Here is a 24,515-nt window from a genome sequence, read left to right as displayed (position 1 = left end):
ACAGAATTACATTGCCCCGCTGTTACCTGTTTGTTTTTTACCATAAAAAAAGCAAAAAAGCCCCAGTGATATAAATAGTAAGTTCAACCAGGCACCATAATCCCATGTAAATTGATCTTGCCCCATTTGCATCGCTTGCCCATGTGTTTTTGGTATCCAGTGTAGCGCTTCAAACAAGTAATCTACACTTAGCGCGGTTAGGAAAATACTTGCCGACAGAATAGCCAGCAAAACCCACATCATCTTCCAGCCATAATATTTCTTGTAAACCATCAGCATCGGTATTGTCACCAGGTCGGATAAAATAAAGGCGATCACCCCACCAAAAGAGATACCGCCATGCCAAAGCACGCCGGCCAAAACGATATTACCCACCGAGCAAACGAACGCGAAAATAGCGATCAGTATGCCGATGATAGCGTTCCAAGCTAATATGATAAAGTGTGGCAAATGGCTTTGGCCGGTTATAAAAAGACTTTTCCAGAAGGCTTCGGGCACCAGTACCATTAATATAGCTGATAATGCGATACCTATCAGTATATCTTTGCCTACCATCATCACATCCATATAGAAATGGCCGCTCGCCTGCTTTAATTTATCGATAAAAGGGCTTCCAAGCTTACTCTTATGATGGGCATTATGCTCACGATGATGCATGGCAGATGATGAATGATGGGCATGAGGATCATTATCAGCTCCAGAATTTTTACTCGCCTGAACTGAAGCAATTTTGCTTAGCGATTCTGGAAAAAACAATGCGATCAGCGTAGCCGATAGCAGAATAAATAACAAGCCACCAACAATTTCCCCTCCAAAAAAAGGCCAGCCTAACAATGTGACGATAACAATAAATATTTCAAAAACCAGATTGGTACTGGAAACCATAAAGGCGACAGCATTTGACCAGGTGGCACCTTTGATGATCAGCGTGCGCGCCATGGATGCTGCTGCATAGGAACATGAAGATGAAATTGCCCCGAAGAATGTGGAAAGTCCGATGGCCCCCGCAGTGTCCTTACCCAACCTCGACGATATAGTTTCGGTTGAGATAAAAGCCCGGATAACTGCGGAAAGCAGGAAGCCGAACAACAGGCCCCAGGCAATATCCCACAACATCTGGAGAAATTCGATAACAATCTGTTCTATAATATGCATCATTCGTAAACTATAAAAGCCTGGAACCTCCGGCTTTGTTTGGAGATCAATTGATTTCAGCAGTAAATCCTTTTTCTTTTAAGGCACCGATAACAATGTCTGGTTTTATTCCGTCAGCTGTAATGGTCAGTATCTTTTTAGGGCTTGCGGTATCTACATCCCATTTTTGCACACCCTTTACACTATTGAGCGCCGTGGTAACCGAAGCGATACAGCTACTGCAATTGATATTTGTTTTGAATTTTAAAGTTTGCATATTTTAAAAATTAAGGCAGTAATTAGTTTGGCATAACTCTAAATACAAAAATAGCCTGCTATGATAGCAAGCTATTTATAGGATTCTGCGATTGTTTTATGAAATTACGCTAAATGTATCACCGCATACAAAGCACTTACAGAGATCAGTATCCAAAGTGCAACCCCTTGTACCAATGGCTTGAACCCAACTGAGGCCAACACCTGGCGTGACAGCCCAGCACCGATCAGGAACAATGTCAGCGTTAAACCCGCTTTGGCAACACCCACCATATAAGGGCTGATGAGCTTAACTGCCGGCAGGTAGGTATTTGCGATCATAGCCAGTATGAATAAGCCGATGAAGTAAGGAATAGCTAATTTCTTAGATTTGTTCTTAAATAGAAAAGTAGAAAGAAACGCTACCGGTATGATCCATAATGCCCTGGCCAGCTTCACAGTGGTGGCTACCTCTAAGGCATGTGCGCCATATTTACTGGCCGCACCAACAACGGAGCTGGTATCGTGGATAGCAATAGCGCACCATAAGCCAAACTGGGTTTGAGACAAATTGAAATAATGGCCGATAACCGGGAAAATAAAAAGGGCGATGGAATTAAGGATAAACACACAGCCCAAAGCGACAGAGATTTGTTTTTCTTCTGCTTTGATCACCGGAGAGATGGCTGCGATTGCGCTACCGCCGCATATCGCCGTACCGTTTGAAATAAGATACGATGTTTTCTTCTCGATTTTTAGCCATTTGCCGATCAAAAACCCGAATACCAATGTACTGGTAATAGAGGCAACGGTGAACAATATACCTTCCTTACCCGCTTGCATGGCGCTATGCACATTCATGCCGAAACCCAGGCCAACAACAGAAACCTGCAACAAAAGGTGCGTGGCTCTGTGATTGAGATGCAAATATGGATGACCTAACACTTGTGCCATGATCAACCCAAGCAATAATGCTATTGCAGGGCTAATGAAGGGGGTTAAGCAAAGGGCAACACAGAATATAAAAATTACCTTGCGTGTATTGTCGTTCAGGTTGAGTAAAGTGCCTTTTTTGTCGGTTAGCTGATGCTGGGTATCCATGTTCTTTTGATTTTGATACCACAAATTTCCATCAATAATTTAAGTGTTTTTTATCACAAATCTCAATTGTTCATAACCTGATGTTATCAAATTTTGCGAAACGAGTTGTATGTAAAAGCCTGTTCTGTATTAAAAGGTGTTAAATGGCAATGATTTATACTGCCCATCGACTGAAATTGGGACTGAAACAGATCTATCAAAATAGCCCCCGAATGCCTGGTAACTGGTAATCCGCTGCATTTTTCAGGGCCGTTTAATGCAAAGGTACTGATCAGCATCAGTCCTCCTGTTTGTAAATGCGCGGCGGCTACTTCGGCATATCTTTTTTGATCAGCTTCGTCTGTAAGGAAATGAAAGGCCGCACGGTCATGCCAAAGATCGTATTGGATATTATTTGATAGTTCAAGCACGTCGCTTGTGATCCAATTTATTGCTAACGACTTGTCCTTCAATCTTAGCTTCGCCCGTTCAATGGCGTTATTTGAAATGTCAAGCACCGTAATGCTGGAGTATCCGAGTGCAAGCAAGTGATCAGCCAGTAAACTGTCGCCACCTCCTATATCGATAATAGCAGCATTCTTTGGCAAATTGAAATTGGCGATAATAGATAACGACGTTTCCGGCGTCTGCTCATACCAGCTTACCTCTGTAAGCTTTTTTTGAGCGTAGACATTTTCCCAGTGTTCCTTTTTGTTTTCCATAAGCTGGACTACTGATTGGCTATTTTGATCAGATAGGATTTAAAGTTTGAATTGCTGTAATCGGCCACTCCTTCGTGATGGAATATCAATCGTCCCTTTCGGTCAGATATGGCTGTTGTGGGCAACGTGCCAGTATATATGTTTTCAGGAATCAAACCAGATGGCTTGTAGAGCGGCAAAATGTAATGGTTTTGACGCATAAAGGATACTGCTCCTTTTGAAAAATCGTCCGCGTCGATCATCATGAAAACGATATTTTTCTGAGAACTCAATTGTTGATGAAGCTGATCAATGCCTGGCATCTCTGCCCTGCACGGAGGGCACCATGTTGCCCAAAAGTTGATAAAAACAACTTTCCCTTTCAGGGATGAGAGACTAATAGTTTTGCCATTGACCCTCGAAAAAGTCATATCGGAAACGGCATCAGCTTTAGCCTTATCAACAGGTATATCAGGTTGAAACAAACCGATTTTCATCACGCTTTGTATAAAAAACACTTTCGTAGCCGGGTTAAATAGTACCAGCAAGATTAATCCAAAAAATAAAACGTTGGAGATATTACGAAAGGTAAATACCCGCTTCATTATGCCGGAATGTATTTCTTAATATTATCTCCCATATCATATACCGCCGTTTTTGAGCCAAAAGCAGTCGCAACAATACTGCTTCCCGCAGCGCTTCGGTAACCACCGGCGCAATGTACTACAATAGGTTTGTTATAAGGTATTTCGCCCAGGCGTTCTCTCAGTTCATACAAAGGTATATGGATCGCATTTTGAAAAACAGGCTCTGCTTTTACTTCGGCTGTATTACGAATGTCAACTATGGTATAATTTTCTGTTGCATTATCAAATCGCTCAATATTTAAGAGCGGCATATTTTCGTCGCCTGTTTCAACCACAAATGCAGCTTCTATAAAAGCCTCATAACCGATCTTAGCGGTTTTGCTGATCAATTGCTTTAATTTCTCCTCATTTTCAGCCACCAGGTAAAACGCTTCTTTGGGTGCTATGATACTTCCCAGCCAGGTCTCGAACTTGCCACCATCCTGGATGTTGATCGAACCGGGTACATGCCCCTTTTTAAAGTAGGCTTCAGGCCTTGCATCAATAATAAATAGCTTAGTATTCAGCTTAACGGGGTTTTTTACAGGAACGTCGGCCAACGCTGTTTTTAAAGCAGTTGCACCATGCTTATTTAAGGCAACATCATAGGCAAAGTATTTTGGGATGAATGGCTGATCTGCCAATAGTTCCAGCACAAACTCATTTTCGCTTATTTCCTGTAACGACCAGTTGCCGATTCTCTCCGCGCCGATGGTGCTGCGGTTATCTTTGCTCAGCGCCTTGCCGCACAAGGTACCTGCTCCATGTGCCGGGTAAACCCCAACCGCATCATCTAAAGTCAACAATTTATCGCGCAGCGAATGATACATTAGTTTAGCTAGCTTCTCCCGCTTCGCGGTCATATTACCTGCCTGCTCGCGCAAATCGGGCCTGCCGCAATCGCCAATAAATAAAGTATCACCTGTAAACACGGCTTTGTCCTGGCCGTCATGCTCCAAAACAACGCTGATACTATCCGGCGAGTGTCCTGGTGTGTTCAGGGCTTTCAATTTTATTTTACCGAATGTGATTATGTCACCATCGTCAAATGTTTGATGAATATATTCCGCGCCCAGCAGTTTGGAGCAATAGGTCACCGCTCCGGTAACCTGTTGCAACTCCAAGTGCCCACTCACAAAATCAGCATGCGGATGAGTTTCGACCACACCGATGATGGTGGCATCATGCGCTTTTGCATAAAACAAGTATGGTGTAATATCCCTTGACGGGTCGACCAGCACGATCTTATTTTCGCATTCGCTCATTATTGCGTACGAATAATGCGATAGCCCTTTATCTTCAAATTGTTCAATTTTCATATCAATGAGGAAGTTTTTCACGTAACAAACCATAAACCCAGGTACCTGCAATGGCGCTCAACAGGGTAACTGAAGTAACTAAAATGCCGCTGCCGATCTGCGCGAATATGGGGCCGGGACATGCGCCTGTAAGCGCCCAGCCCAATCCGAAGATCAAACCGCCATAAACATAGCCCCAGTTAAACTGCTTATCCGGGATAATAATCGCTTCCTGATGGATCGTTTTGATATTGAACCGTTTGATCAATAAGATGGAGATCATGGCTACCACAATGGCACTACCGATGATGCCATACATGTGAAAGGATTGCAGGCGGAACATTTCCTGTATGCGGAACCAGGAGATTACTTCAGATTTGATCAGGATGATGCCAAAGCACATCCCGACCAGTAAAAATTTGAGGTTCTTCATAGCTGTAATAAATAAGGTAAGATCAACCAGGTCATGACGAAGCCGCCGATCATGAAGCAACAAGTGGCCACCAGCGAAGGCCATTGCAAAGAGGAAATACCCATAATGGCATGCCCGGATGTACAGCCGCCGGCATAGCGCGTGCCAAAGCCGACCAGGAAACCGCCGATAACGATAAACACAAACCCTTTTAACGTGGCAAGCCCCCTGAAACTGAAAATATCCTGCGGCAGCAGCCCTGTAAAATCTTTGATGCCTTGTTGCTGTAAAGCGCCGGTAGTTTTAGGGTTGATGCCTACCGGGCCGGGATTCGATAATAAATGTGCGGCAATAAATCCGCCAATCACAATACCGGCGATAAAAAACAAATTCCAGGTCTCTTTCTTCCAGTCGTATTTAAAAAAGGAAATATCTGCGGGGATACAAGCCGCACAGATCTGCCGCAAGGTAGATGAGATGCCGAATGTTTTGTTACCCAATAGTAACAGCGCCGGTACGATTAGGCCGATCAATGGCCCCGCTGCATACCAGGGCCAGGATTGTTTAATGATGTCCATGTGAGTTAGTTAAAGTGCTTATTAAAACAAAGATACCCATCGCCAATACAAACCAGCCAAAAGCAGGCTTCAGGCGTTTATCGCTAATGAACCGCGTGAGGTAACTGCCAAGGATAATTCCCGCAATGGCGAAACTCGAAAAGATGGCTAAAAACGAGTAATTTATCGCCACATGCCCGGTGATATCACCCAATACGCCCAATAGCGAGCTGATGGTCATCACCATGAGCGAGGTGCCTACGGCTTTTTTCATCGGCAAACCTGCGAATAATACTAACGAGGGAATGATCAAAAAACCACCACCAACACCCACAAATCCGGTGATCAGGCCAACAGCTATTGCCTGTAAGATCAACCTTTGATAATTGATCTCAGGTGATATAACCTCAATTCCTTTTTTCTTTCGGATCATGGAAAGGGACGCGGCCAGCATCAGCCCGGCAAATACCAGCATCAGCAGCATACTTTTGGTCACTACCCAATGGCCGATAGTAAATAAGTGAACAGGTATCATCGGCATTACCCACCTCCGCATCATAAATACCGCAGCCAACGAGGGCAAGCCGAATACCAATGCCGTTTTCACATCTACATTGCCTTTTTGATAATGGCTGGCCGCACCTGCGGTGCTGGTGAGCCCAACGACAAATAAAGAATAGGTGGTAGCTAATACCGGATCGATAGCAAAAAGGTAAACGAGAATAGGTACCGTGAGGATGGAGCCACCGCCACCTATTAAACCCAAGGACAAACCAATTAAAACCGAAGCTGCGTAACCTGCTATTTCCAAAACCTGATCATTTATGGAACAAAGCTATCCGCTTTCAGCCCGGTAATTGGTGACTTATGTTACACAAGGAAATTTAAAGTGATCTTATTGCGGGAAAGAGTGATCATTTCCTTCTTTTCCATTTGTTTAAGCAGGCGTGAGATCACTTCGCGCGTAGTGCCTAACTCTTCTGCCAGTTGCTGATGGGTGAGCTGAAACTCATGTGAATTGAATACCGCGGCTTTCTTTTTTAGCAATTCTACAATACGGTCATCCAGTTTTTGAAAGGCAACCTCGTTGATCACGGTTAGTAATTCCTCAAAGCGCTGGTGGTAAAGCTTGAAGATAAAATCAGCCCATTCAGGATAGCTTTTTACCCATTCGCTGGCTTTGGTAATGGGCAGCATCAGTACATCGGCATCTTCTTCTACCTCCAGGCGCACTTTCGAGGTATCCTCATGTATCCCGGCCAGGAATGACATGATACAGCTTTCTCCGGGCTTAATATAATAAAGTAATATTTCGCGGCCATCCTCATCCTGCCGCATTACCCGCATACTGCCAGATAGTAGCACCGGTAAGGAACGTACATAGCTGTTTGACGACATGAGTACCGTACCCGCCGGTAACTGTTTACGCTGGCTGTGTTCTTCTAATGCCGACTGTAGTGCCGGCCCAAACTGTATCATGCAGTAAATTTAACAGGCTTACAGCGTATCACCTAATTTGCCAATGTTTCAAATGCTGACGCTGAAACCGGGCTGGATGGCTTGATGGAAAGTGATTCCCTGCTTTTCAAAGTGCTGACTGTAGGTTTTGTAGCGTTGCTCCAGGAAAAATGCTTTGGCGTAGCCGTCATGTACTGGTAATATAGCTTTGGGTTTGAGGCGGTCTGCAAAAGCAGCTACTGTCAGCTCGGTAGTAAAAGGAGCCATAACCGGCAGGATTAAGAGTTCCGGCTGTTTAATGCCCTGATAGAAATTACCGAAAGAATCTGCCGGATTCAGTACCCCGCCATCTACCATATAGGCCTGCATGTCCGGGAGCGGACTATCCAGTATAGGTTCGTGTTCTACATTGATCGCCTGCAAAACAAAAGGGCCAACATGGAATGTTGATGCCTCGACCAGATTGCATGACAAACCGGATGCTGCTAATTCTTTAGCCACTTCGCTGTTGGTATATATTTTTGCCCCGCTCAACTCAATAATCGTTTTTAGCTGCTCTGTATCCAGATGGTCGGGGTGGTTATGGGTAATGATTACCGCATTAACTGAGCTGAATTGTTCTGCTTTTACCAAACCCTCTGCAAAGGCGAATTTGCCGGGATCAAACAATAACCGGAAGTCATCCTTTTCAAACAGCAGGCAGGAATGGATATATTTATATATCTTCATATTGTATGTTTTCTTTGGAACATATCTTTGTGCTAATCAGTTTCCATAACGAGCTGATTTAATCAATTAAGAATAAGTAGTAATTGAATAATTAAAAGCAATTCGCTTTCAGGTCGCAAAATGACTACACATAATTCATGTTTAAGAAATAATCAGGTTCATACGCCTATTTGTAGTATTAAGATAAGCAGGTATCTGATTGATCTTTGAAATAAGCTTATCACTATATGATTACTTTTATTATACTCTTGTTTTTAGGCTCACTGGTGGCTGGCCTTTTAGGGGCACTCACCGGGCTGGGTGGCGGTGTCGTTATCATTCCTATGCTTACCCTGCTTTTCAAGGTTGATATTCATTACGCCATCGGTGCATCGCTGGTTTCCGTCATTGCCACATCCTCAGGGTCGGCCTCGGCTTATGTGCGGGAAGGCATCTCTAATATCCGGGTAGGTATGTTTTTGGAGATTGCTACCACAACCGGCGCTATTATTGGTGCGGCAGTAGCCGTACATGCGCCTACGCATATGATTGCTATTCTGTTCGGTGTCGTTTTAATCATTTCTGCTGCGCTGTCATTGCGGAAGAAAAAGGAAAGCGGCACAGATGAGCAGACCGGGCAACTGGCTGCCTGGCTGAAACTGAACGGTAGCTATCCCGGCCCGGAGGGCACTGTACGTTATAACGTAGCCCGCGTACCCGGCGGTTTTTTAATGATGATGGTTGCCGGCACTATTTCCGGGTTACTGGGTATCGGTTCCGGAGCCTTGAAAGTAATTGCCATGGATAACATCATGAAACTCCCTTTTAAAGTGTCTACCACTACCAGCAATTTCATGATAGGCGTTACTGCTACCGCCAGCGCGGCAATTTACTTTCAGCGGGGCTATATTGATCCGGGCCTGGCTTTCCCGGTGGTGCTGGGCGTACTGGCCGGTGCCATGGGCGGCGCCAAGCTGCTGATAGGCGGACAAATCGGCTGGCTGCGCATCCTCTTTGCAGCCGTAGTTACTTTTTTGGCAATTCAAATGATTTACAATGGTATTACCGGAAAACTCTAAGGCGCTAACACCGCAACACGATAAGGATAAAGAAATTGAACAGCAGATGGGAGTGCTGCTGCGCACCGGTGTGCTGGCCTCCGCCTTGCTGGTGCTGTCGGGCGGCATCCTGTTCGCCTGGCAGCAACATGCCCGGGCACCTCATTACCGGAAGTTTAACGGTGAGCCGGAACGGCTTACACACGTTCGGGCAGTGCTGGAGGATGCCTGGCACCTGCACAGTACCGCCGTTATACAACTGGGCGTGCTTTTACTATTGTTTACCCCGGTGGCACGTGTGCTTTTTTCTATCTATGGCTTCATTAAAGAGAAAGACCGGATGTATGTGGTCATCACCTTGATTGTGCTGGGTATTCTCAGCTTCAGTTTATTTAGCGGACTTGGTGGCTAAAATAGCCAGTATGAGTATGATGAATGCCCGGAAGTTTGCCCGTTGATGCAAGCAGCTAACTGCTTTATCCGGTATTTACAGTTCGGGCAGGTTTTTGTGGCGGTAGTTGCTGAACAATTCCTTTACCGGGCAGGTCATGGTGAGGGCAGTTACTGCTAAATACATAGTGAGCGGTGCAAAGAAAATCATGGTGTAGGTGCCCAGGTACCAGTCAATGGCAGATAGGGCGGGCATACAAACCACCAGGATTGCCCGCAGGGCAGCGCCTTTGCTGGTCAGGTTTTGCGGGGCATCTTTGTCAAACCAGCCGGAGTCGGTTTTAATACCAATCACCGATCTATCTTCTTGAGCAGTGTGCACCACAGGTGCAACCGGGCTCAAGTTTGCCTGGCAATTCTTGCCGTTTTCTGCAAATTTTGGGTCGATTACTAACTCGTACGTTTTCATGATTTTATCCGTTTATTGATACAAATATCCATCACAAAAACATAAGGTTTTTATCTCAAAAAGTGATTAACCATAACTCAATGTTATGAAAAAGACATCATATATATTATTTAATCTGATAGCCGACCAATTCAATCGCAGCAGCGGAAAACCGAACGAATTACTATTGCCTGACTAAATCCGTAGTGTACGGCGAAAAAAAACGGCTGTTGGACAGCAGATGGGCCGGGTTCGTTCCGCTGTTAACTTGGTGGCTGTCTGCCTAAAGTAAAATACCGATCAAAACAAAAATTTTGCATACGTGTATATATACTTAATTATATTTTTGCGTTGTAATCATATATTTGGCGTTAAAGGTGTCTCCCGAAAAAAAATATTTGAACCTACAGGTGCTTCTCCTGGTAACGGTATATCTGCTGGTAACCGTCTCTCATATTTTTTTTCTTCCCCGCCTGATTCAGACTTCCTCAAGAATCCATTCGCAGAATTCCATTCACAAGCGTAAAGAAACAGCAGGTTCGCACGCGGCCTGCCTGGTGGACCGGATGGACAAAACTGTATTGTTCAAAGAAAAGGCTGCCACCCCAATCAGCCTTACGGCTTTCTCCAGTATTTTTTCTGTCTTAGCCATCTTCTTTGGCTTTTTCTGCAGGCGGACTACAGCTGCGTTACCGGATAAAGACAGATTTTTCATTACTAGGCATTCCTACCTGTCGATCTGTTCGCTTCGCATCTGATGCTATTACCGTCCGGTTTTTAGCTGTTCGTATTTCTTAATTCCGCTTTACGTGAGGAAGGTTCCCAACCAGATACAACCTTACCATATCGGACTATTTTCCATTTTCTTTTAAAACTAAGATGCTAAGTTTCAACAGATACGCAGGCATGCTTCCCTTGCTGCTCTTTGCAGCAATAGCGAATGCCCAACAGTCACCTCCTGTCACTTTAAAACAATTGCTGATCCAGGTGGATCAGAAAGCGCCCACGCTGCTGACCGACTCGGCAGCCATAGCGATCCGCAGGGCTCAGGCTGCAGAAACTCATAATAACTGGCTGCCTAACCTGCGGCTCAATTATCAGGCAGATATCGGCACCAGCAACAATACCACCGGACCGTACTTCGGGTTCGGAATCATTCCTTCCAGTTCAGGCGGTATTCATAACACGAACGTCACCACCACGATGTCCGATAATTTCGGTATTGCAGCACTGGACTGGGAAATTTATAACTTCGGGCGTTATGCTGCTGAAAACAGGGTTGCAAACTCCGATGTGGTCGTTGAACAGAAGCAGTATGCAGAGTCCAAGTATGACCTGGAGGCTTATACCATTGCCAATTATCTTCAACTATTGCGGTTACAGGATTTTCTCGGCATCCAAAACCGCAATATTCAGCGCACCCAGGAAATCTACCGCTCTATCAAGTCCCTAGCGGTAAGCGGCGTCCGGGCCGGGGTTGATACCAGCATTGCGGATGCGGAGCTGTCGAAGGCTCGTCTGAACTATATTGAATTGACCAATCAGCTTAAGCAGATCCAGTTACAGCTATCTTCTGTCAGCGGGTTTCCCTATCAGTCCATTATCCCGGACAGTACCGTGGAAAATACGCTGATCGGTCAGCCGGTAGCCTACACTTTTCCTTCTGATACGGCGAATCATCCGCTCGTTAATTTTTACAAATCCGTTTACCAGAATAACCTGCAGCGGGAAAGCCTGGTTAAAAATCTGTATAACCCTAAAATCTTTTTTGAAGCAGCCGGCTGGGGCCGTGCGTCCAGCGTTGATGCGGCAGGCCAGTACAACAGCCTTTCCTCCGGCTACGGATTCCAGCGGGGGAATTATCTGGTTGGTATCGGGATCTCTTATAACCTGTTCGACCTTCGGCGCAGGCAGCTGAAGCTGCGTACGCAGAAGGCCAGCACGAATTATGCCTTCAAAAAGCTGCAGGAGCAGGAGCAGCTACTTTCTGTGAGTGCCAGCCAAGCTGATGTCGAGCTGCAGACGTCTTTAGACCGGTTAAGGGAAATTCCCAAACAATTAAAGGCAGCCTCAGATGGTTACCGGCAGAAACTATCCTTGTACCGCAACGGCTTGACGGACATCATTGAGCTAGATGCCGCGCTCAATATCCTCTACCGCGCCGAGACGGATTACATGCAGGCCAAATACAATTATACTTCAGCCGTTTTCCAGAAAGCGATCACTGAAAATCAAGTTAATTCAGTTTTAAACTATATAAAATAAACAATTATGTCAATGGTAACCACCGCACTGAAAAGGCCGATCACAATTATCGTGGTTACGCTGAGCCTTTTGATTTTCGCTGTGCTCAGTGCGATTAACATTCCGATCGACATTTTTCCCAAGCTCAATCTTCCCACCATTTATGTGATTGAGTCTTATGGGGGTATGTCGCCGCAGCAGATGGAAGGTTTTTTTGCCACCGGCCTGCAGAACCAGTTTCTGTACGTGGACGGTGTAAAAAACATCAGCAGCAAAAGTATCCAGGGGCTGACCATCATCAAGATATCATTTTATGAAAGCACCAACATGGCCGAGGCTTCCGCCCAGGTCGCCTTGCAGGTGAACCGGGCACAGAGCTTTTTCCCACCTGGAGCCCTGCCGCCACAGGTTATCCGATACGATGCATCCTCTTTGCCCGTCGGCGAACTGGTGCTGGACAGCAAAACCGAGAACCTGAAGGATATCTATGACCTGGCCGCAACGAAAATCCGGCCTATGTTTTCCACCATCCCGGGGTTGTCCGCCCCGCCGCCGTTCGGTTCCAACGCCCGGTCTATTATCCTGAGCATTGACCCCAATAAGATGCGCAGCTACAACCTGACCCCGGATGAGGTAGTAGATGCGTTGGCTAAGTTTAACGTGATGTCGCCCTCCGGAAACCTGCGGGTGGGTAGTACGATGTACCTGACAACAATGAACTCTCTGGTTAAGAATTCACAGAATTTTGCGAATATCCCGGTACTTACTAAAAACGGGGTGCCTATTTATGTCAACGACATTGCAAGGGTTACCGATGCCGCAGACATTACTGTGGATTATGCTCTGATCAACGGCAAGCGCTCAGTATATATCCCGGTGGTCAAGACGGCCTCTGCCTCTACCTGGACAGTAGTGCAGAACCTGAAGGCCAAAATGCCAGAAATGCAGAACTTGCTGCCTAACGACGTCAAGATATCCTATGAGTTTGACCAATCCGTCTTCGTGGTCAACGCGGTAAAAAGCCTCATGACTGAAGGCGGTCTGGGCGCGTTGCTGACCGGCTTAATGGTATTATTATTTCTACAAGACTGGCGCAGCAGTTTGATCGTGGTAATTACCATCCCAGTTTCTATCCTCATCGGCGTATTGCTGCTTAGCCTGTTTGGCCAAACCATCAACATCATGACACTAAGCGGGCTAGCCCTGGCTATAGGCATTCTGGTTGACCAAGCTACAGTGACTATCGAAAACATTCACCAGCATCTGGAGATGGGTAAGCCTAAGCGACAGGCCATTTATGAAGCTTGTGAGGAAATTTCATTCCCTTTACTACTCATCCTGCTCTGTATTCTTGCCGTATTTGCGCCATCATTTATGATGAATGGCGTACCTAAAGCTATGTTCCTGCCGCTTTCTATGTCCATTGGTCTGACGATGATTGTGTCTTATATATTGGCGCAAACCCTAGTGCCAATTCTCAGCAATTGGATGATCAAAGCCGAACAGTACCAGCATTATCATCATGGGGCAGTTCACGCTCATGCTGGAGAAGATTTCGACCGGAACGAAGAGGTGGAAATCAACCGGCATTTGGCAGAGGAAAAAGCAGAGCCTACAAGCAATAATTTTTTTGAAAAAGTGAAGTTGAGGTTCATCAGAATTCTTGAACGCCTGATGCCTTCTAAAAAAATTATCATCCTGGTATATCTGTTTGTAGTTATTGCCTTGGCAGCTGTGGGATTTGTTATTATAGGTAAAGACATGATGCCTAAACTCAACAACGGGCAGTTTCAAGTGAGGCTGGATGAGCCGGAAGGTACGCGGCTTGAGGTGACAGAAGATAAATTCAAGCAGGTGCTGCAAATCATCGATAAAACAACTGACCATCATGTGAAAATTACATCCGGTTATATAGGCCTGGTACCGAGCAGTTTTGGTAGTAGCAATTTGTATGTATTTAATACCGGTACCCATGAAGCGGTACTGCAGGTGAACCTGGATGAAAATTACAAAGTGAACATGGATGAACTGAAAGATGCGCTTCGCCGGAATATTACCCATGCCCTGCCGGAAATGGCGATCAGCTTCCAGCCGATTGATATGACCGAAAAAATCATGAGCCAGGGGGCCAATACCCCGGTGGAAGTGCAGGTCGCCGGCAAGGATATGCGGCAGATCGAGACTTACGCCAATCAGGTGATGGTAAAGCTCAAACAGATATCTTACCTGCGGGACGTGCAGATCAACCAGCCGCTGGACTACCCGGTCATTTCTATTACCCTGAACCGGCTGAAGGTTTCGCAGCTCGGCCTGAACGTCAGCGACGTCGCCCGTTCAGTCACTGCCAGTACCTCATCCAGCCGCTTTACGCTCAAAAACCTGTGGCTTGACCAGAACAATTCCTATACCTATCAGGTACAGGCGCAGATACCGGAGTATATTATGAACTCCGTGGATGAACTCAAGGAAATTCCTCTGGTTAAAGGACAGAGCAGCCCTACGTTGGCAGATGTGGCTACGTTTAATCTCACCACGGCACCCGGAGAGTTTGACCGCACCGGGCCAAGACGCTATATCACTGTCAGCGCCAATATTTCAAAGAAGGATCTGGGAAGTGTGACCCGTGCCGTGCAGAAGGCAGTAAAATCGGTGGGAACGCCACCTAAGGGGCTAGTGGTCACGATAGAAGGGATGTCAAATCTATTGACCGACACCCTAAACAGCCTGCAGAACGGGCTGGGATTTGCGATTTTGGTGATTTTCCTGCTGCTGGCGGCGAACTACCAGTCATTTAAATTGTCGCTGACAGTTTTGGTGACCATCCCCGCCGTTATTTTAGGTTCCATCACCGCTTTACTGCTTACCGGCTCTACCCTGAATCTACAATCCTACATGGGCATGATTATGTCGACCGGTGTTTCGGTGGCAAATGCGATTCTGATTGTAACCAATGGAGAGCATCTGCGGCTGGAGTTCAAGAACGCTACCCGGGCAGCGGTAACCAGTGCCTCCATCCGGTTGCGGCCGATACTGATGACCAGCTTCGCCATGATCGCCGGTATGATCCCTATGGCTTCGGGGCTGGGCGAGGCAGGCGAGCAATCCGCGCCGCTGGGCCGTGCAGTAATCGGCGGCTTGTTTGCCTCTACCCTGGCTGCCTTGTTCATTCTTCCCCTGGTCTTCGCCTGGGTACAGGACAAAACTACCTACGTAGAGCCTTCTTTAATGCCTGAAAACAACACTGTTGAACAAAACCAAAATGAATTGCACCATGAAATGTCAAATTAGTTTATTGACCGTTATAGCCCTGATGCTGGCCGCCTGCGGCGGAACCCAGAAGCCGGTAGACCTCACCGGCGGGCAGAAAGAGAAAGCCGCGAAGTACCAGCTGGGAACCGTTGCTGAGAAGCGGTTGTCCAGCAGTGCAAAACTACCCGGCCAGCTGTTGCCTTTTAACCAGGTTAATATTTTTCCAAAAGTGAACGGATTCGTCAAGCAGCTCCTGGTAGACCGGGGGACGGTGGTGAAGAAAGGGCAGCTGATGGCTATCCTGGAAGCTCCTGAGATGGAGTCGGCTTATCAGGCCGCTAACTCCAAATACCTGCAGGCTAAGGAGAACGCCGATGCCAGCCATGAAAAATATGAGCGCCTAAAGCAGGCAGCCAAGGAGCCAGGCTCGGTTTCCCCCCTTGATCTGGACGACGCCAGTTCCAAGATGAAGGCTGATATGGCGATGGTGCAGGCCGAGAAATCCAATGTCAACGCGGTAGGCACCATGCAGGGCTACCTGCGTATTTATGCACCCTTCAATGGGGTCATCATTGACCGTAATGTCTCGCCGGGTGCGCTGGTCGCACCGGGAAAAGCCACGGATCAGCCTATGCTGGTGCTGCAAACGATAGATCGGATGCGTCTGACGGTTTCCATACCGGAAGATTATGTCGACAAGGTTGACCTCAGTCAGCCGGTCAGCTTTGTCTTCAATGCGATGCCGGGTAAGAAGTTCTCGGCGAAAATTAGCCGCTCTGCTAACTCCTTAGGCAGTATGCAGCAGGAAGCCATAGAAATTGATGTATTTAACCCGGATGGAAAATTAAAGCCTGGGATGTACGCGGAGGTGGCTATCCCGATGCTGACCGGCGCAAAGTCATTGCTGGTACCCAACAATGCGATTATCCGCTCTACCGAGCATGAATATGTGATCCAGGACATGAACGGCAGGGCGAATCTCGTCAACATCAAGGAGGGTCTGGCCGGCAGCGATTCTACCGAAGTTTTTGGTAACCTGAAGGCCGGCAACCGGATTGTCCTTCATGGTAATGATGAAATCAAATCAGGGACACCTTTAAATTAACCCTGCTGATCCGCCCGGCTGCAGCAAAGCGGTCGGGTGGATTCATCAGGTTCAGTTTACACCGCTTATGCGTCTTCCGCCATTTGACACTTACGGTATCGATGATGAGCAGGTATTATGCCTGAAAGAAACCTGCGAGATGCTTTCAGAAAAATACCGGACCCAGGTTGTTAACCTCCATCAGCGCAAAGACCTGGTCAATGCTTATTTAAAAGGTTTTGAAGGCAACATTGCAGGCGTTCTGCTTATCGATAATCAATTCAAGCAATGTTTGCTGGTGATCCTAAAGGTAATGTTCCAAGGCTCCAGACTGTTCATGCCCAATCCGGAACTCAGGCATAATACGCTCCGGGTCGTGGCTTTGGCCCGCCTGAAGCGAAACTTCGGCACCGTCTTTATTCGCAGGAAAACATTAACGGACCGGCTGCTGAACCCTTTCTTGCCGGTCGCCCTGAATTTTAAAGGGTTCAAAAGTTTCAACCGGCAGTTTTATGTCACCTCGGATGACCCGGAACGGGCCTTGCAGGTGATTGACGCCCGGGTAATTGAGCTCCTGATGAACCTCTGTAAACAAGATTTTGCGGTCAACATCACGGGCAGGCAACTCGTTGTGGAAGGGCTGATTATGCTTGATCCGGCTCAGACCCTAAAGCTGGCTGAATTTGCCAGCTGCATGGCGGCGGTATAATCACAGAATCACTATGCCGTAGGAAAATGCGAAATAAAATGTATGGATTCTGTTAATTTATTCAGTGGAACACTACGATTTTCAACGAAGCCATTCTTGTACAGAAGATTTCGGTTTAAACAATCGCTGCCCTTAAGGCCTGCAATGAATCCGGACGGCGGTTGCGGATCAAGGCAGCCGGATCCCGAGACACGAAATATACCTGCCACTGATCCGTATAGCATCAAAACAGTAGCTTTATTACGGCTTTTGTGCCTTGGCAAACCGGACAAACAGCTCGCCAAGCGATGATAGCTGTCCATGAGGCTGGATGAAGTAAAAAGGCCGTTCGATACTGAGCTCTTTGATGTCGATGATGCGCAGCTCATTGTACCGCAGCTCCTTCAGGATGGACTGTACCGACAAGAAAGCAAAGCAGTCGCTTCCTAGCAGGTAAGATTTTATACTTTCAGTGCCTCCCAGCTGCATCTCTACCTGGAGGTCAGCCAGCCCTATAGAGAAGGGCTTGAGCGCATGAGCAATGACATCGAGCGTACCGGAACCTGGCTCACGCATCAGCAGGGGTAGCTTCATCAGGTCTTCAGGCCTGATGATTTCCGCCTTCAAGGTCTTGTTGCTACTGCTGCATACCATCACCAGTTCATCCTGCAGATATTCCTGATAGCGCAGCTGCGCATTCCGGTGGATGCCTTCCACAATGCCCAAGTCAATCTCTTTGTTGAGCAATGCCTGCTCTACCTGCTCGGTATTACCGGTAACCAGCTGCACTTGTACGCCGCTGAACTTTTTATGGAACTGGGCCAGCACCTGCGGAAGCACATATTGAGCAACGGTGTTACTGCCGCCAATGCGCAGCAAACCGCTGTGCTGCTGCACCAACTGGTTCATGTCAAATTCCAATTCCGCATACATGCTCATCAACTTTTCAGCGTACTGCAACAGCACTTCGCCTGCAGGAGTAAGCTGGATACGCTTATTGCCGCTCCGCTCGAACAGGGAAGTTTTGAAATGTCCTTCCAGTTCCCGTATATGCTTGGTCACCGCAGGTTGACTGATGAATAGCTCAGTTGCGGCCTTGGTAAAATTCAGCCGTTTGGCGATGGTGTAAAAAACTTTAAGTCGAAAATCAAACATAATGCGGTAAATTACTGAATAAAATTAATCGTAATGTAAATCCAGTTTTACTCATGCAGTAATATGATGAGTAAAAAAGGCAAACAGGCAGCGGCCAAGACAATCATAACCAGAAAATATTCCAGTATAAAGCGGCTGGTGTGTTTAAAAGAAGATGCTGGCAGATGAGCTTGCAGGTAGTGAATTGTAGTTTCCATGTTGCTTTGTGTTTTGATACCTCAAATTTCAGCTAAATGGCAGAAGTCGGGAAATACTGTTTGGTAATGCTCAATAACCCTGTGTTATTAACTTGGAGTGATACTAAATCTTGTTCTAAAATTAAGTTATACTCAAAGATTTAAAACGGCAGTACATGTCTTATTGAGTAATTTAGTTGAAACACCTGTAATATCCCCCTATGCAAATACCAGAAAAAATTACCAGCCCCTATCAACTCACTTTCGTTGAAGCGCTGGAATCCAATCGAATGCTGGCTTATGGCAAAGCCTTTATTAAAAATAACGTGTTCAGCCAGGATCATAAGGTTATTGCCCGTCAATACCTGATAACCGGTATAATCATGGCGCTCATCGGAATGCTGCTTTCGATTTTATTCCGCATCCAACTGGCTTACCCAGACCGAACATTTCCATTACTTGAAACTCTGCTGGGCCGGTTTGCGCCGGGCGGGCGTCTGGATCCTAATTTTTATCTGGCATTGGTCACTATCCATGGAACGATAATGGTCTTTTTTCTGCTGACAGCCGGATTAAGCGGTACGTTCAGCAATCTTCTTATTCCCCTCCAAGTGGGTGCCAGAGATATGGCCTCTCCATTCTTGAACATGCTGTCTTATTGGTTCTTTTTTATTGCGTGCTGTATTATGCTCAGTTCATTCTTTGTACAGAAAGGTCCGAATGGTGCAGGCTGGACGATCTATCCACCGCTTTCCGCCTTACCCAAAGCGATGCCGGGATCTGGACGTGGGATGGATTTATGGCTAGCCAGCCTCGGCTTTTTTGTTGCCTCGCAGGTAATGGGTACAATCAATTATATCAGTACCGTATTAAACCTGCGCACTAAGGGGATGGATGTTTGGAGAATGCCGCTTACCGTCTGGGCATTCTTTCTGACAGCTATTCTGTCACTGCTCACTTTTCCAGTATTGTTTGCGGGCTTAATTTTGCTGTTTTTCGACCGCAGCATGGGAACCAGCTTTTACTTGTCTGACATTGTGGTGCAAGGACAGGTCATGAATTATGAGGGTGGAAATCCCATTTTGTTTCAGCACTTATTTTGGTTTTTGGGTCACCCCGAAGTTTATATTGTAATTATGCCTGCTTTTGGTATCGTTTCTGAGATTATTGCCATCAATTCACGAAAACCTATTTTTGGGTACCATGCAATGGTATACGCTTTAATAGCGATCACCGCCTTAGCTTTCCTGGTGTGGGGCCATCATATGTTCGTGTCTGGAATGAACCCCTTTTTGGGTGGCGTATTCATGCTGACCACACTGATTATTGCGGTTCCTTCCGCAGTAAAGACCTTTAACTGGCTTTCCACGCTCTGGCGCGGAAACATCCGCTTCACGACTGCCATGCTGTTTTGCATTGGATTTGTATCTGTTTTTGTCACCGGCGGCCTGACAGGTATTTGGCTGGGTAACGCGGCACTGGACATTAATCTGAACGATACCTATTTCGTAATTGCCCATTTTCACTTTGTAATGGGGGTGGCTTCAGTCTTCGGCATGATTGCAGGCACGTATCATTGGTTTCCAAAAATGTTTGGGCGCATGATGAATGAAAAACTCGGCTACCTGCATTTCTGGATCACGTTTGTATGTGCCTACCTCGTATTTTTTCCCATGCATTTTATGGGATTAGATGGGGTTCCCAGGCGTTATTACGCTTTTACAGAAATAGAACCTCTCAAAAAGTGGATTGAGATCAATGTTTGGATGACCTGGGCCGCTATTGCCGGTGGTGGCATACAGCTTGTGTTTGTATACAATTTTGTCAGATCAGCATTATGGGGGAAACGGGCACCGTTCAATCCGTGGCAGGCCAATACCCTAGAGTGGACCACTCCAGTCAATGTTGGTCATGGAAACTGGCCTGGTGAAATTCCTACCGTTCACCGCTGGCCCTACGACTACAGCAAGCCAGGAAATGAAAGTGACTTCATTCCTCAAACAGTGCCTTTCTCCGAAACACTGAGTTCAAATCTGCCGCATGACTTTGAAGATTTGGCTGCAGAAAGCCAGCTGCCTAATCTGCTCAAAAAGCAGGATTGACCCTGCGGTTATTGTTATGAATCGCTTTCGGATGAAATGCTTAATAAAAATGGATATATGCTATGATGCAACCGGTTTTCTGCAGCTGATTACCGCGATCTCCATGATTGGATCGCTGAGTAGAGCTCTCAATACATTTCAGCGGGAACGCGAAGAAAATTGGTGGGAGCATTCTCATCAGCCGCTGGCAGAAATTGAACGATGCTGATCGGCGCGCTTCTTGGCCTAAAGGGCAGGTTAGGGTATACCATGAATACAATCAGCAGGCCAGTTGATCGCACGTTTAAAATATGATGTTACTTAACCCTAAACGGCATTAAGGCTAATTTAGCCTCAGCTATTCCCATCCCCACTTTTTAAAGATACTGTGCCCCTCGGCACTCTTGAGGTAAGACAAGAAACGGCCTGCTTCCGAATGATGCCTGCCATGAAGCGTAAGTACTGCCGGCGTCCCCCGGTAAAGCCGTAAGGTAATCGGCAGTTCAACAATGCCGGTTACATCTGAAAGGCGATAATGCCAGGAAGCATAGGTTATCCAGGCGTCATAGGCAGGGTCTGTTTTCCAGGCATTGATACCGAGCGCGGTATTCACAAAAGACCTAGCGATATTTTTCTGTACAGTACTGATCAGGTTCTCTTTTCCTGCCAGGTCTTCCCATAAACCCAACTGACCAGCGCCGTTTACATCCAGAATTTTAATACCGGGTGCAGCCAGGTCTTTAAGCCTTGTAATACGCTTAGGGTTACCGGGGCGAACCAGAATGGCCGCCCGCCTTGGGTATAGTTCGACGCGGCTTGCTGCATCAATGATTCCGGGATGGTTTTGCCCGAATTGAGTGAGCATGTATTCCGCACCGCCGTAAATGATGTCGCCGTCGGTTTGTGCCTGCGAGAGCCACGTTGCTTCCGGTCCGCCCGTCACGCGCACAGGGATTCCCGTTGCTTTCGTGAATGCTTCAGCGCACTCCTGCATGGGCGCGAGCGGCCCGCCGGGTCCAAAGACATAAACCGTATCCTTTGATTGTGCAAAGGATACGGCAGTGTGTGAAAAAATGATAGCAATAATCCAGAATTTCATTTTTTTACCGGTTGCGGCGTGTAACGTAAATAAGGCTTAACAATGCGGTGCCCATCAGGAAATTTGGCGGCGATATCTTCTGTCTTTATACCCAGGCCAATGATGACATCTTCACCGGCCTGCCAGTTGGCAGGCGTGGCCACGCTGTATTCGTCGGTTAGCTGCAGGGAGTCAATGACGCGCAGCACTTCATTGAAGTTACGCCCGGTGGATGCCGGGTAGGTAATCATCAGCTTGATTTTTCTATCCGGGCCAATGATAAACAACGAGCGCACGGTGGCAGTAGCCGAAGCGTTGGGGTGTATCATATCGTACAGTTGCGAAATCCTGCGGTCCTCATCGGCAATCAGCGGGAAGTCTACGCTGCACTGCTGCGTTTCGTTAATGTCACTGATCCAGGCCTGGTGCTTCTCCAGCGGGTCGATGCTGAGCGCCAGCGCTTTCACATTCCGCTTGTCAAACTCACCTTTCAGCAGGGCGGTTTTGCCCAGTTCGGTAGTGCATACCGGCGTATAGTCGGCCGGGTGCGAAAAGAGAACACCCCAGCTATTCCCCAGATACTCGTAAAAGTTAATCTCGCCGATGGTGGTCTGTGCAGTAAAATCGGGAGCTGCATCTCCTAAGTGTAATGACATATTTCTTCGTGTTTTGATGTTGATATTATTTAGTAGTGAAGCCGTATTTACGGTAGATGGCTTTGGCAGCCGGGCTTACCAGGAAGTCCATAAAATCCTTAGCTGCCTGTGCATGGGGCGCATTCTTCATCTGCCCGGCTACATAAGTAGCAGTGATGTTTTCGCTTTCCGGTATTTCAACCAGTTCGGTCGGGTGGCCGATCACCTTCTGGTAGTAGGCCTCAGAGTACCATACGGGTGCGGCATCGCTCTGATTGTACAGGATGCGCATCGGGGTCTGCCGGTGATGGATCTGGGTCAGGAATGTAGTGCTGTCCTTTACTTTGCTGTCCATGATGGCCGTTTTGAGCGGCTCACCGCCTGCTTTCACATAGGCTTCCTCAATACGCTTGCCAATACCTTCCCATTCGGGGTTAGGCATGCTCACCCGTACCTCCAGGCGGCCCAGGTCTTTAAGTCCGCGCACATTCTTTGGGTTGCCTTTCCGTACCATCAGGGCCAGTCGATTGTAGGCGTACGGCTGTGTGCGGGTAAAATATTCCGGCATCTGGTCAGTGCGGCTTTTGCCGGCGGTATATACGTCCGGCTTAATTGTGATGCGCATATTGCCGATAGTGATGGAGCCGCCCATGATCTGTTTGGCGAGAATCCCCGGCGGCAGGGTTTCGGCAAAGATGCGCTGGTACTGAGGATGCGCCTTTTTGAAAGCAGCCATCAGGTCATCTATACACATGAACTGGTTACCGGCAAAGAAGACCACCAGCTGCGGGTCATTGATGTCGCCGAAAAGGTCGGGCACATTATCCACACCAGGTACGGTGAACATCACCTTGCTCTCAGGCGGTGTGTTCCAGGGCGGGTCGAAACGGTGTTCCTGGGCTTTGGAGGTCGTTCCCATCACAAACAGGCTTAAGGCGGTTATAATCGTTGTTTTTAGAGTTTTCATGATATGCGATCTATCTGTTAATTGAAATTATGGATGAACCAGTACCCAGCCTTCTGCTGAACGAATGATGATCTCGCCGTTGCCGCTGGGCACATAGCTGATGAAAGGAAACAGCATGTCCTTTTCGATATGGCGCTCCCGGATGGTATTATTGCACTGGGCCAGGATTACACCCTTTTGCTGCAACGCTCTCAGCGGCGCTTCGAAGCTGCCTGTTTTTTGGAATACAGCCACCCCATCGCCGAAAGCGACCAGCTCGATTTCTACCTTGCCCTGCAAGCGTTCATCATTCAGCGCGTTACCAATGTTGCGCAGTGTAGCGCCGATCTTCTTAGGGTCGGCTTCATCGAGGTAATAGAGCGCCCGATAATGGGCTTGTGTAGCTTTTGCACCGGTGAATTCTGCAGTAGTGGTTTGTGCCATCACGGGTTTAATGAAGAACACACCGATCAACACAAACAGTAAAGAAATTGACTTTTTCATAGCGTTATTATTATTGAAATTAAATGTATATATAGCTGAATTAATTACCTGGAGAAACTTTGGTAAGACGGCCTGCTGCGTCGAAAGAGAGCGTTACATATTTACGAAAGACGTAATCATGATCTGCATCCAGCAGCGGGCTGTTGTCTGCCCGGATGGTATATACCACTTGCTGCGGCGTTTCTGTCCTAACAATGCGATCAAAGTACCAGCTCTGGTAAGGAGTCTGGTGCAAAGCCTGCTTTACACCGGCCGGTAGTCTACCGCTGTACTTATAACGGGTTTCCGTTTTTAACCAACTTCCGTCAGCTTTGTAGAATGATTCACGAAGCTTGTGACGAAGCTTAAATCTGGCTATATAATGATCCGCATTTACAGTCCAGCTCCTGAACTCTGCATTTCCATATTGGGCCTGATAAGCGTGCACAACGTTTGGTGGGATGACATGGCCAGGACCAGGTTCTGCGCACACGGCAGAGCTTAACCATAGGCTCGCCAGAGTAATGCTGGCAGCCAAGAGGATCATAGAGATTCTATTTTTTTTCATGAT

At 47.1% G+C, this 24,515-nt stretch carries 27 protein-coding genes; 7 read left to right on the top strand and 20 right to left on the bottom strand.

The genetic code is table 11. The annotated features are described in order from the left end of the window. Nucleotides 1-6: 6 nt before the first annotated feature. The 11 genes from HH214_RS09455 to HH214_RS09405 all read right to left on the bottom strand — a co-directional run bounded on the left by HH214_RS09455 (nt 7) and on the right by HH214_RS09405 (nt 8,250). Nucleotides 7-1,158, bottom strand: a complete 1,152-nt coding sequence (locus HH214_RS09455; RefSeq protein WP_169607184.1) for a permease — start codon at nt 1,156-1,158, stop codon at nt 7-9. A 43-nt stretch (nt 1,159-1,201) separates the two neighbouring features. Continuing rightward, entirely contained in the window at nt 1,202-1,411 is a 210-nt protein-coding gene (locus tag HH214_RS09450; protein WP_169607183.1) for a heavy-metal-associated domain-containing protein, read from the bottom strand. Between the two features lie 104 nt (nt 1,412-1,515). Continuing rightward, on the bottom strand, nt 1,516-2,490 hold the full coding sequence (locus HH214_RS09445; RefSeq protein WP_169607182.1) for a YeiH family protein: 975 nt from the start codon (nt 2,488-2,490) through the stop codon (nt 1,516-1,518). Nucleotides 2,491-2,576: 86 nt separating this feature from the next. After that, nucleotides 2,577-3,191 carry a class I SAM-dependent methyltransferase gene (locus tag HH214_RS09440; protein WP_169607181.1) on the bottom strand — a complete coding sequence of 205 codons (615 nt, stop codon included), beginning with the start codon at nt 3,189-3,191 and terminating at the stop codon, nt 2,577-2,579. Between the two features lie 8 nt (nt 3,192-3,199). Beyond that, nucleotides 3,200-3,775 carry a TlpA family protein disulfide reductase gene (locus HH214_RS09435; protein WP_169607180.1) on the bottom strand — a complete coding sequence of 192 codons (576 nt, stop codon included), beginning with the start codon at nt 3,773-3,775 and terminating at the stop codon, nt 3,200-3,202. Then, on the bottom strand, nt 3,775-5,115 hold the full coding sequence (locus HH214_RS09430) for an MBL fold metallo-hydrolase (protein ID WP_169607179.1): 1,341 nt from the start codon (nt 5,113-5,115) through the stop codon (nt 3,775-3,777). Before HH214_RS09430 ends, HH214_RS09435 begins: the two co-directional genes overlap by 1 nt. 1 nt (nt 5,116) lies before the next feature. Further along, a complete protein-coding gene (locus tag HH214_RS09425) occupies nt 5,117-5,527 on the bottom strand; it encodes a DUF6691 family protein (protein ID WP_211166342.1) in 411 nt (136 codons plus the stop codon). After that, nucleotides 5,524-6,084, bottom strand: a complete 561-nt coding sequence (locus HH214_RS09420; protein WP_169607176.1) for a YeeE/YedE family protein — start codon at nt 6,082-6,084, stop codon at nt 5,524-5,526. Before HH214_RS09420 ends, HH214_RS09425 begins: the two co-directional genes overlap by 4 nt. Next, nucleotides 6,071-6,874 carry a sulfite exporter TauE/SafE family protein gene (locus tag HH214_RS09415; RefSeq protein WP_169607174.1) on the bottom strand — a complete coding sequence of 268 codons (804 nt, stop codon included), beginning with the start codon at nt 6,872-6,874 and terminating at the stop codon, nt 6,071-6,073. Before HH214_RS09415 ends, HH214_RS09420 begins: the two co-directional genes overlap by 14 nt. Before the next feature lie 59 nt (nt 6,875-6,933). Next, nucleotides 6,934-7,542: a Crp/Fnr family transcriptional regulator gene (locus tag HH214_RS09410; protein WP_169607172.1), complete on the bottom strand. Its 609-nt coding sequence runs from the start codon at nt 7,540-7,542 to the stop codon at nt 6,934-6,936. Nucleotides 7,543-7,590: 48 nt separating this feature from the next. Beyond that, nucleotides 7,591-8,250 (bottom strand): MBL fold metallo-hydrolase, encoded by a 660-nt coding sequence (locus HH214_RS09405; RefSeq protein ID WP_169607170.1) that lies wholly within the window; start codon nt 8,248-8,250, stop codon nt 7,591-7,593. Nucleotides 8,251-8,477: 227 nt separating this feature from the next. Here HH214_RS09405 and HH214_RS09400 point away from each other — a divergent pair, with 227 nt between their 5' ends. Both HH214_RS09400 and HH214_RS09395 read left to right on the top strand, forming a co-directional pair. Next, nucleotides 8,478-9,308: a sulfite exporter TauE/SafE family protein gene (locus tag HH214_RS09400; RefSeq protein WP_169607168.1), complete on the top strand. Its 831-nt coding sequence runs from the start codon at nt 8,478-8,480 to the stop codon at nt 9,306-9,308. Then, complete coding sequence (locus HH214_RS09395) at nt 9,286-9,699, top strand: DUF1634 domain-containing protein (protein ID WP_169607166.1); 414 nt, start codon at nt 9,286-9,288, stop codon at nt 9,697-9,699. The genes HH214_RS09400 and HH214_RS09395 overlap by 23 nt, the downstream gene beginning before the upstream one ends. 75 nt (nt 9,700-9,774) lie before the next feature. Here the strand turns inward: HH214_RS09395 and HH214_RS09390 are convergent, their stop codons facing one another. Together HH214_RS09390 and HH214_RS09385 are read right to left on the bottom strand one after the other, a co-directional pair. Further along, the gene (locus HH214_RS09390; RefSeq protein ID WP_169607164.1) at nt 9,775-10,146 is read right to left on the bottom strand and encodes a hypothetical protein; all 372 of its coding nucleotides are present in this window, start codon (nt 10,144-10,146) and stop codon (nt 9,775-9,777) included. Nucleotides 10,147-10,639: 493 nt separating this feature from the next. Beyond that, entirely contained in the window at nt 10,640-10,777 is a 138-nt protein-coding gene (locus tag HH214_RS09385) for a hypothetical protein (protein ID WP_169607162.1), read from the bottom strand. Nucleotides 10,778-11,031: 254 nt separating this feature from the next. Between HH214_RS09385 and HH214_RS09380 the strand changes: the two genes are divergently transcribed. The 4 genes from HH214_RS09380 to HH214_RS09365 all read left to right on the top strand — a co-directional run bounded on the left by HH214_RS09380 (nt 11,032) and on the right by HH214_RS09365 (nt 17,411). Next, nucleotides 11,032-12,390 carry a TolC family protein gene (locus HH214_RS09380; RefSeq protein ID WP_248282246.1) on the top strand — a complete coding sequence of 453 codons (1,359 nt, stop codon included), beginning with the start codon at nt 11,032-11,034 and terminating at the stop codon, nt 12,388-12,390. 6 nt (nt 12,391-12,396) lie between these two features. Next, entirely contained in the window at nt 12,397-15,657 is a 3,261-nt protein-coding gene (locus HH214_RS09375; RefSeq protein ID WP_169607158.1) for an efflux RND transporter permease subunit, read from the top strand. Continuing rightward, nucleotides 15,614-16,723, top strand: a complete 1,110-nt coding sequence (locus HH214_RS09370; RefSeq protein ID WP_248282245.1) for an efflux RND transporter periplasmic adaptor subunit — start codon at nt 15,614-15,616, stop codon at nt 16,721-16,723. The genes HH214_RS09375 and HH214_RS09370 overlap by 44 nt, the downstream gene beginning before the upstream one ends. 67 nt (nt 16,724-16,790) lie before the next feature. Then, entirely contained in the window at nt 16,791-17,411 is a 621-nt protein-coding gene (locus tag HH214_RS09365) for a hypothetical protein (RefSeq protein WP_169607157.1), read from the top strand. Between the two features lie 240 nt (nt 17,412-17,651). Here HH214_RS09365 and HH214_RS09360 read toward each other — a convergent pair whose 3' ends face one another. Both HH214_RS09360 and HH214_RS09355 read right to left on the bottom strand, forming a co-directional pair. Next, nucleotides 17,652-18,545, bottom strand: a complete 894-nt coding sequence (locus tag HH214_RS09360; protein ID WP_169607155.1) for a LysR substrate-binding domain-containing protein — start codon at nt 18,543-18,545, stop codon at nt 17,652-17,654. A 47-nt stretch (nt 18,546-18,592) separates the two neighbouring features. Next, the gene (locus tag HH214_RS09355; protein WP_169607153.1) at nt 18,593-18,742 is read right to left on the bottom strand and encodes a hypothetical protein; all 150 of its coding nucleotides are present in this window, start codon (nt 18,740-18,742) and stop codon (nt 18,593-18,595) included. A gap of 269 nt (nt 18,743-19,011) precedes the next feature. Between HH214_RS09355 and HH214_RS09350 the strand changes: the two genes are divergently transcribed. Next, nucleotides 19,012-20,823 (top strand): cytochrome c oxidase subunit I, encoded by a 1,812-nt coding sequence (locus HH214_RS09350; protein ID WP_169611097.1) that lies wholly within the window; start codon nt 19,012-19,014, stop codon nt 20,821-20,823. Nucleotides 20,824-21,160: 337 nt separating this feature from the next. Here the strand turns inward: HH214_RS09350 and HH214_RS09345 are convergent, their stop codons facing one another. From HH214_RS09345 to HH214_RS09325, 5 genes are read right to left on the bottom strand one after another with little or no spacing between them, the layout of a single operon-like run. Then, entirely contained in the window at nt 21,161-21,901 is a 741-nt protein-coding gene (locus tag HH214_RS09345) for a substrate-binding domain-containing protein (protein ID WP_169607152.1), read from the bottom strand. Continuing rightward, nucleotides 21,898-22,536, bottom strand: a complete 639-nt coding sequence (locus HH214_RS09340; RefSeq protein WP_169607150.1) for a peroxiredoxin — start codon at nt 22,534-22,536, stop codon at nt 21,898-21,900. The genes HH214_RS09345 and HH214_RS09340 overlap by 4 nt, the downstream gene beginning before the upstream one ends. A 25-nt stretch (nt 22,537-22,561) precedes the next feature. After that, nucleotides 22,562-23,482, bottom strand: a complete 921-nt coding sequence (locus HH214_RS09335) for a substrate-binding domain-containing protein (protein WP_169607149.1) — start codon at nt 23,480-23,482, stop codon at nt 22,562-22,564. Between the two features lie 27 nt (nt 23,483-23,509). Beyond that, the gene (locus tag HH214_RS09330; RefSeq protein WP_169607147.1) at nt 23,510-23,965 is read right to left on the bottom strand and encodes a DsrE family protein; all 456 of its coding nucleotides are present in this window, start codon (nt 23,963-23,965) and stop codon (nt 23,510-23,512) included. A 40-nt stretch (nt 23,966-24,005) separates the two neighbouring features. Then, nucleotides 24,006-24,491 (bottom strand): hypothetical protein, encoded by a 486-nt coding sequence (locus HH214_RS09325; protein ID WP_169607145.1) that lies wholly within the window; start codon nt 24,489-24,491, stop codon nt 24,006-24,008. Nucleotides 24,492-24,515: the final 24 nt, after the last annotated feature.

This window comes from Mucilaginibacter robiniae (assembly GCF_012849215.1).
Taxonomy (GTDB): domain Bacteria; phylum Bacteroidota; class Bacteroidia; order Sphingobacteriales; family Sphingobacteriaceae; genus Mucilaginibacter; species Mucilaginibacter robiniae.
This window is presented reverse-complemented; position numbering and strand designations above follow the sequence as displayed.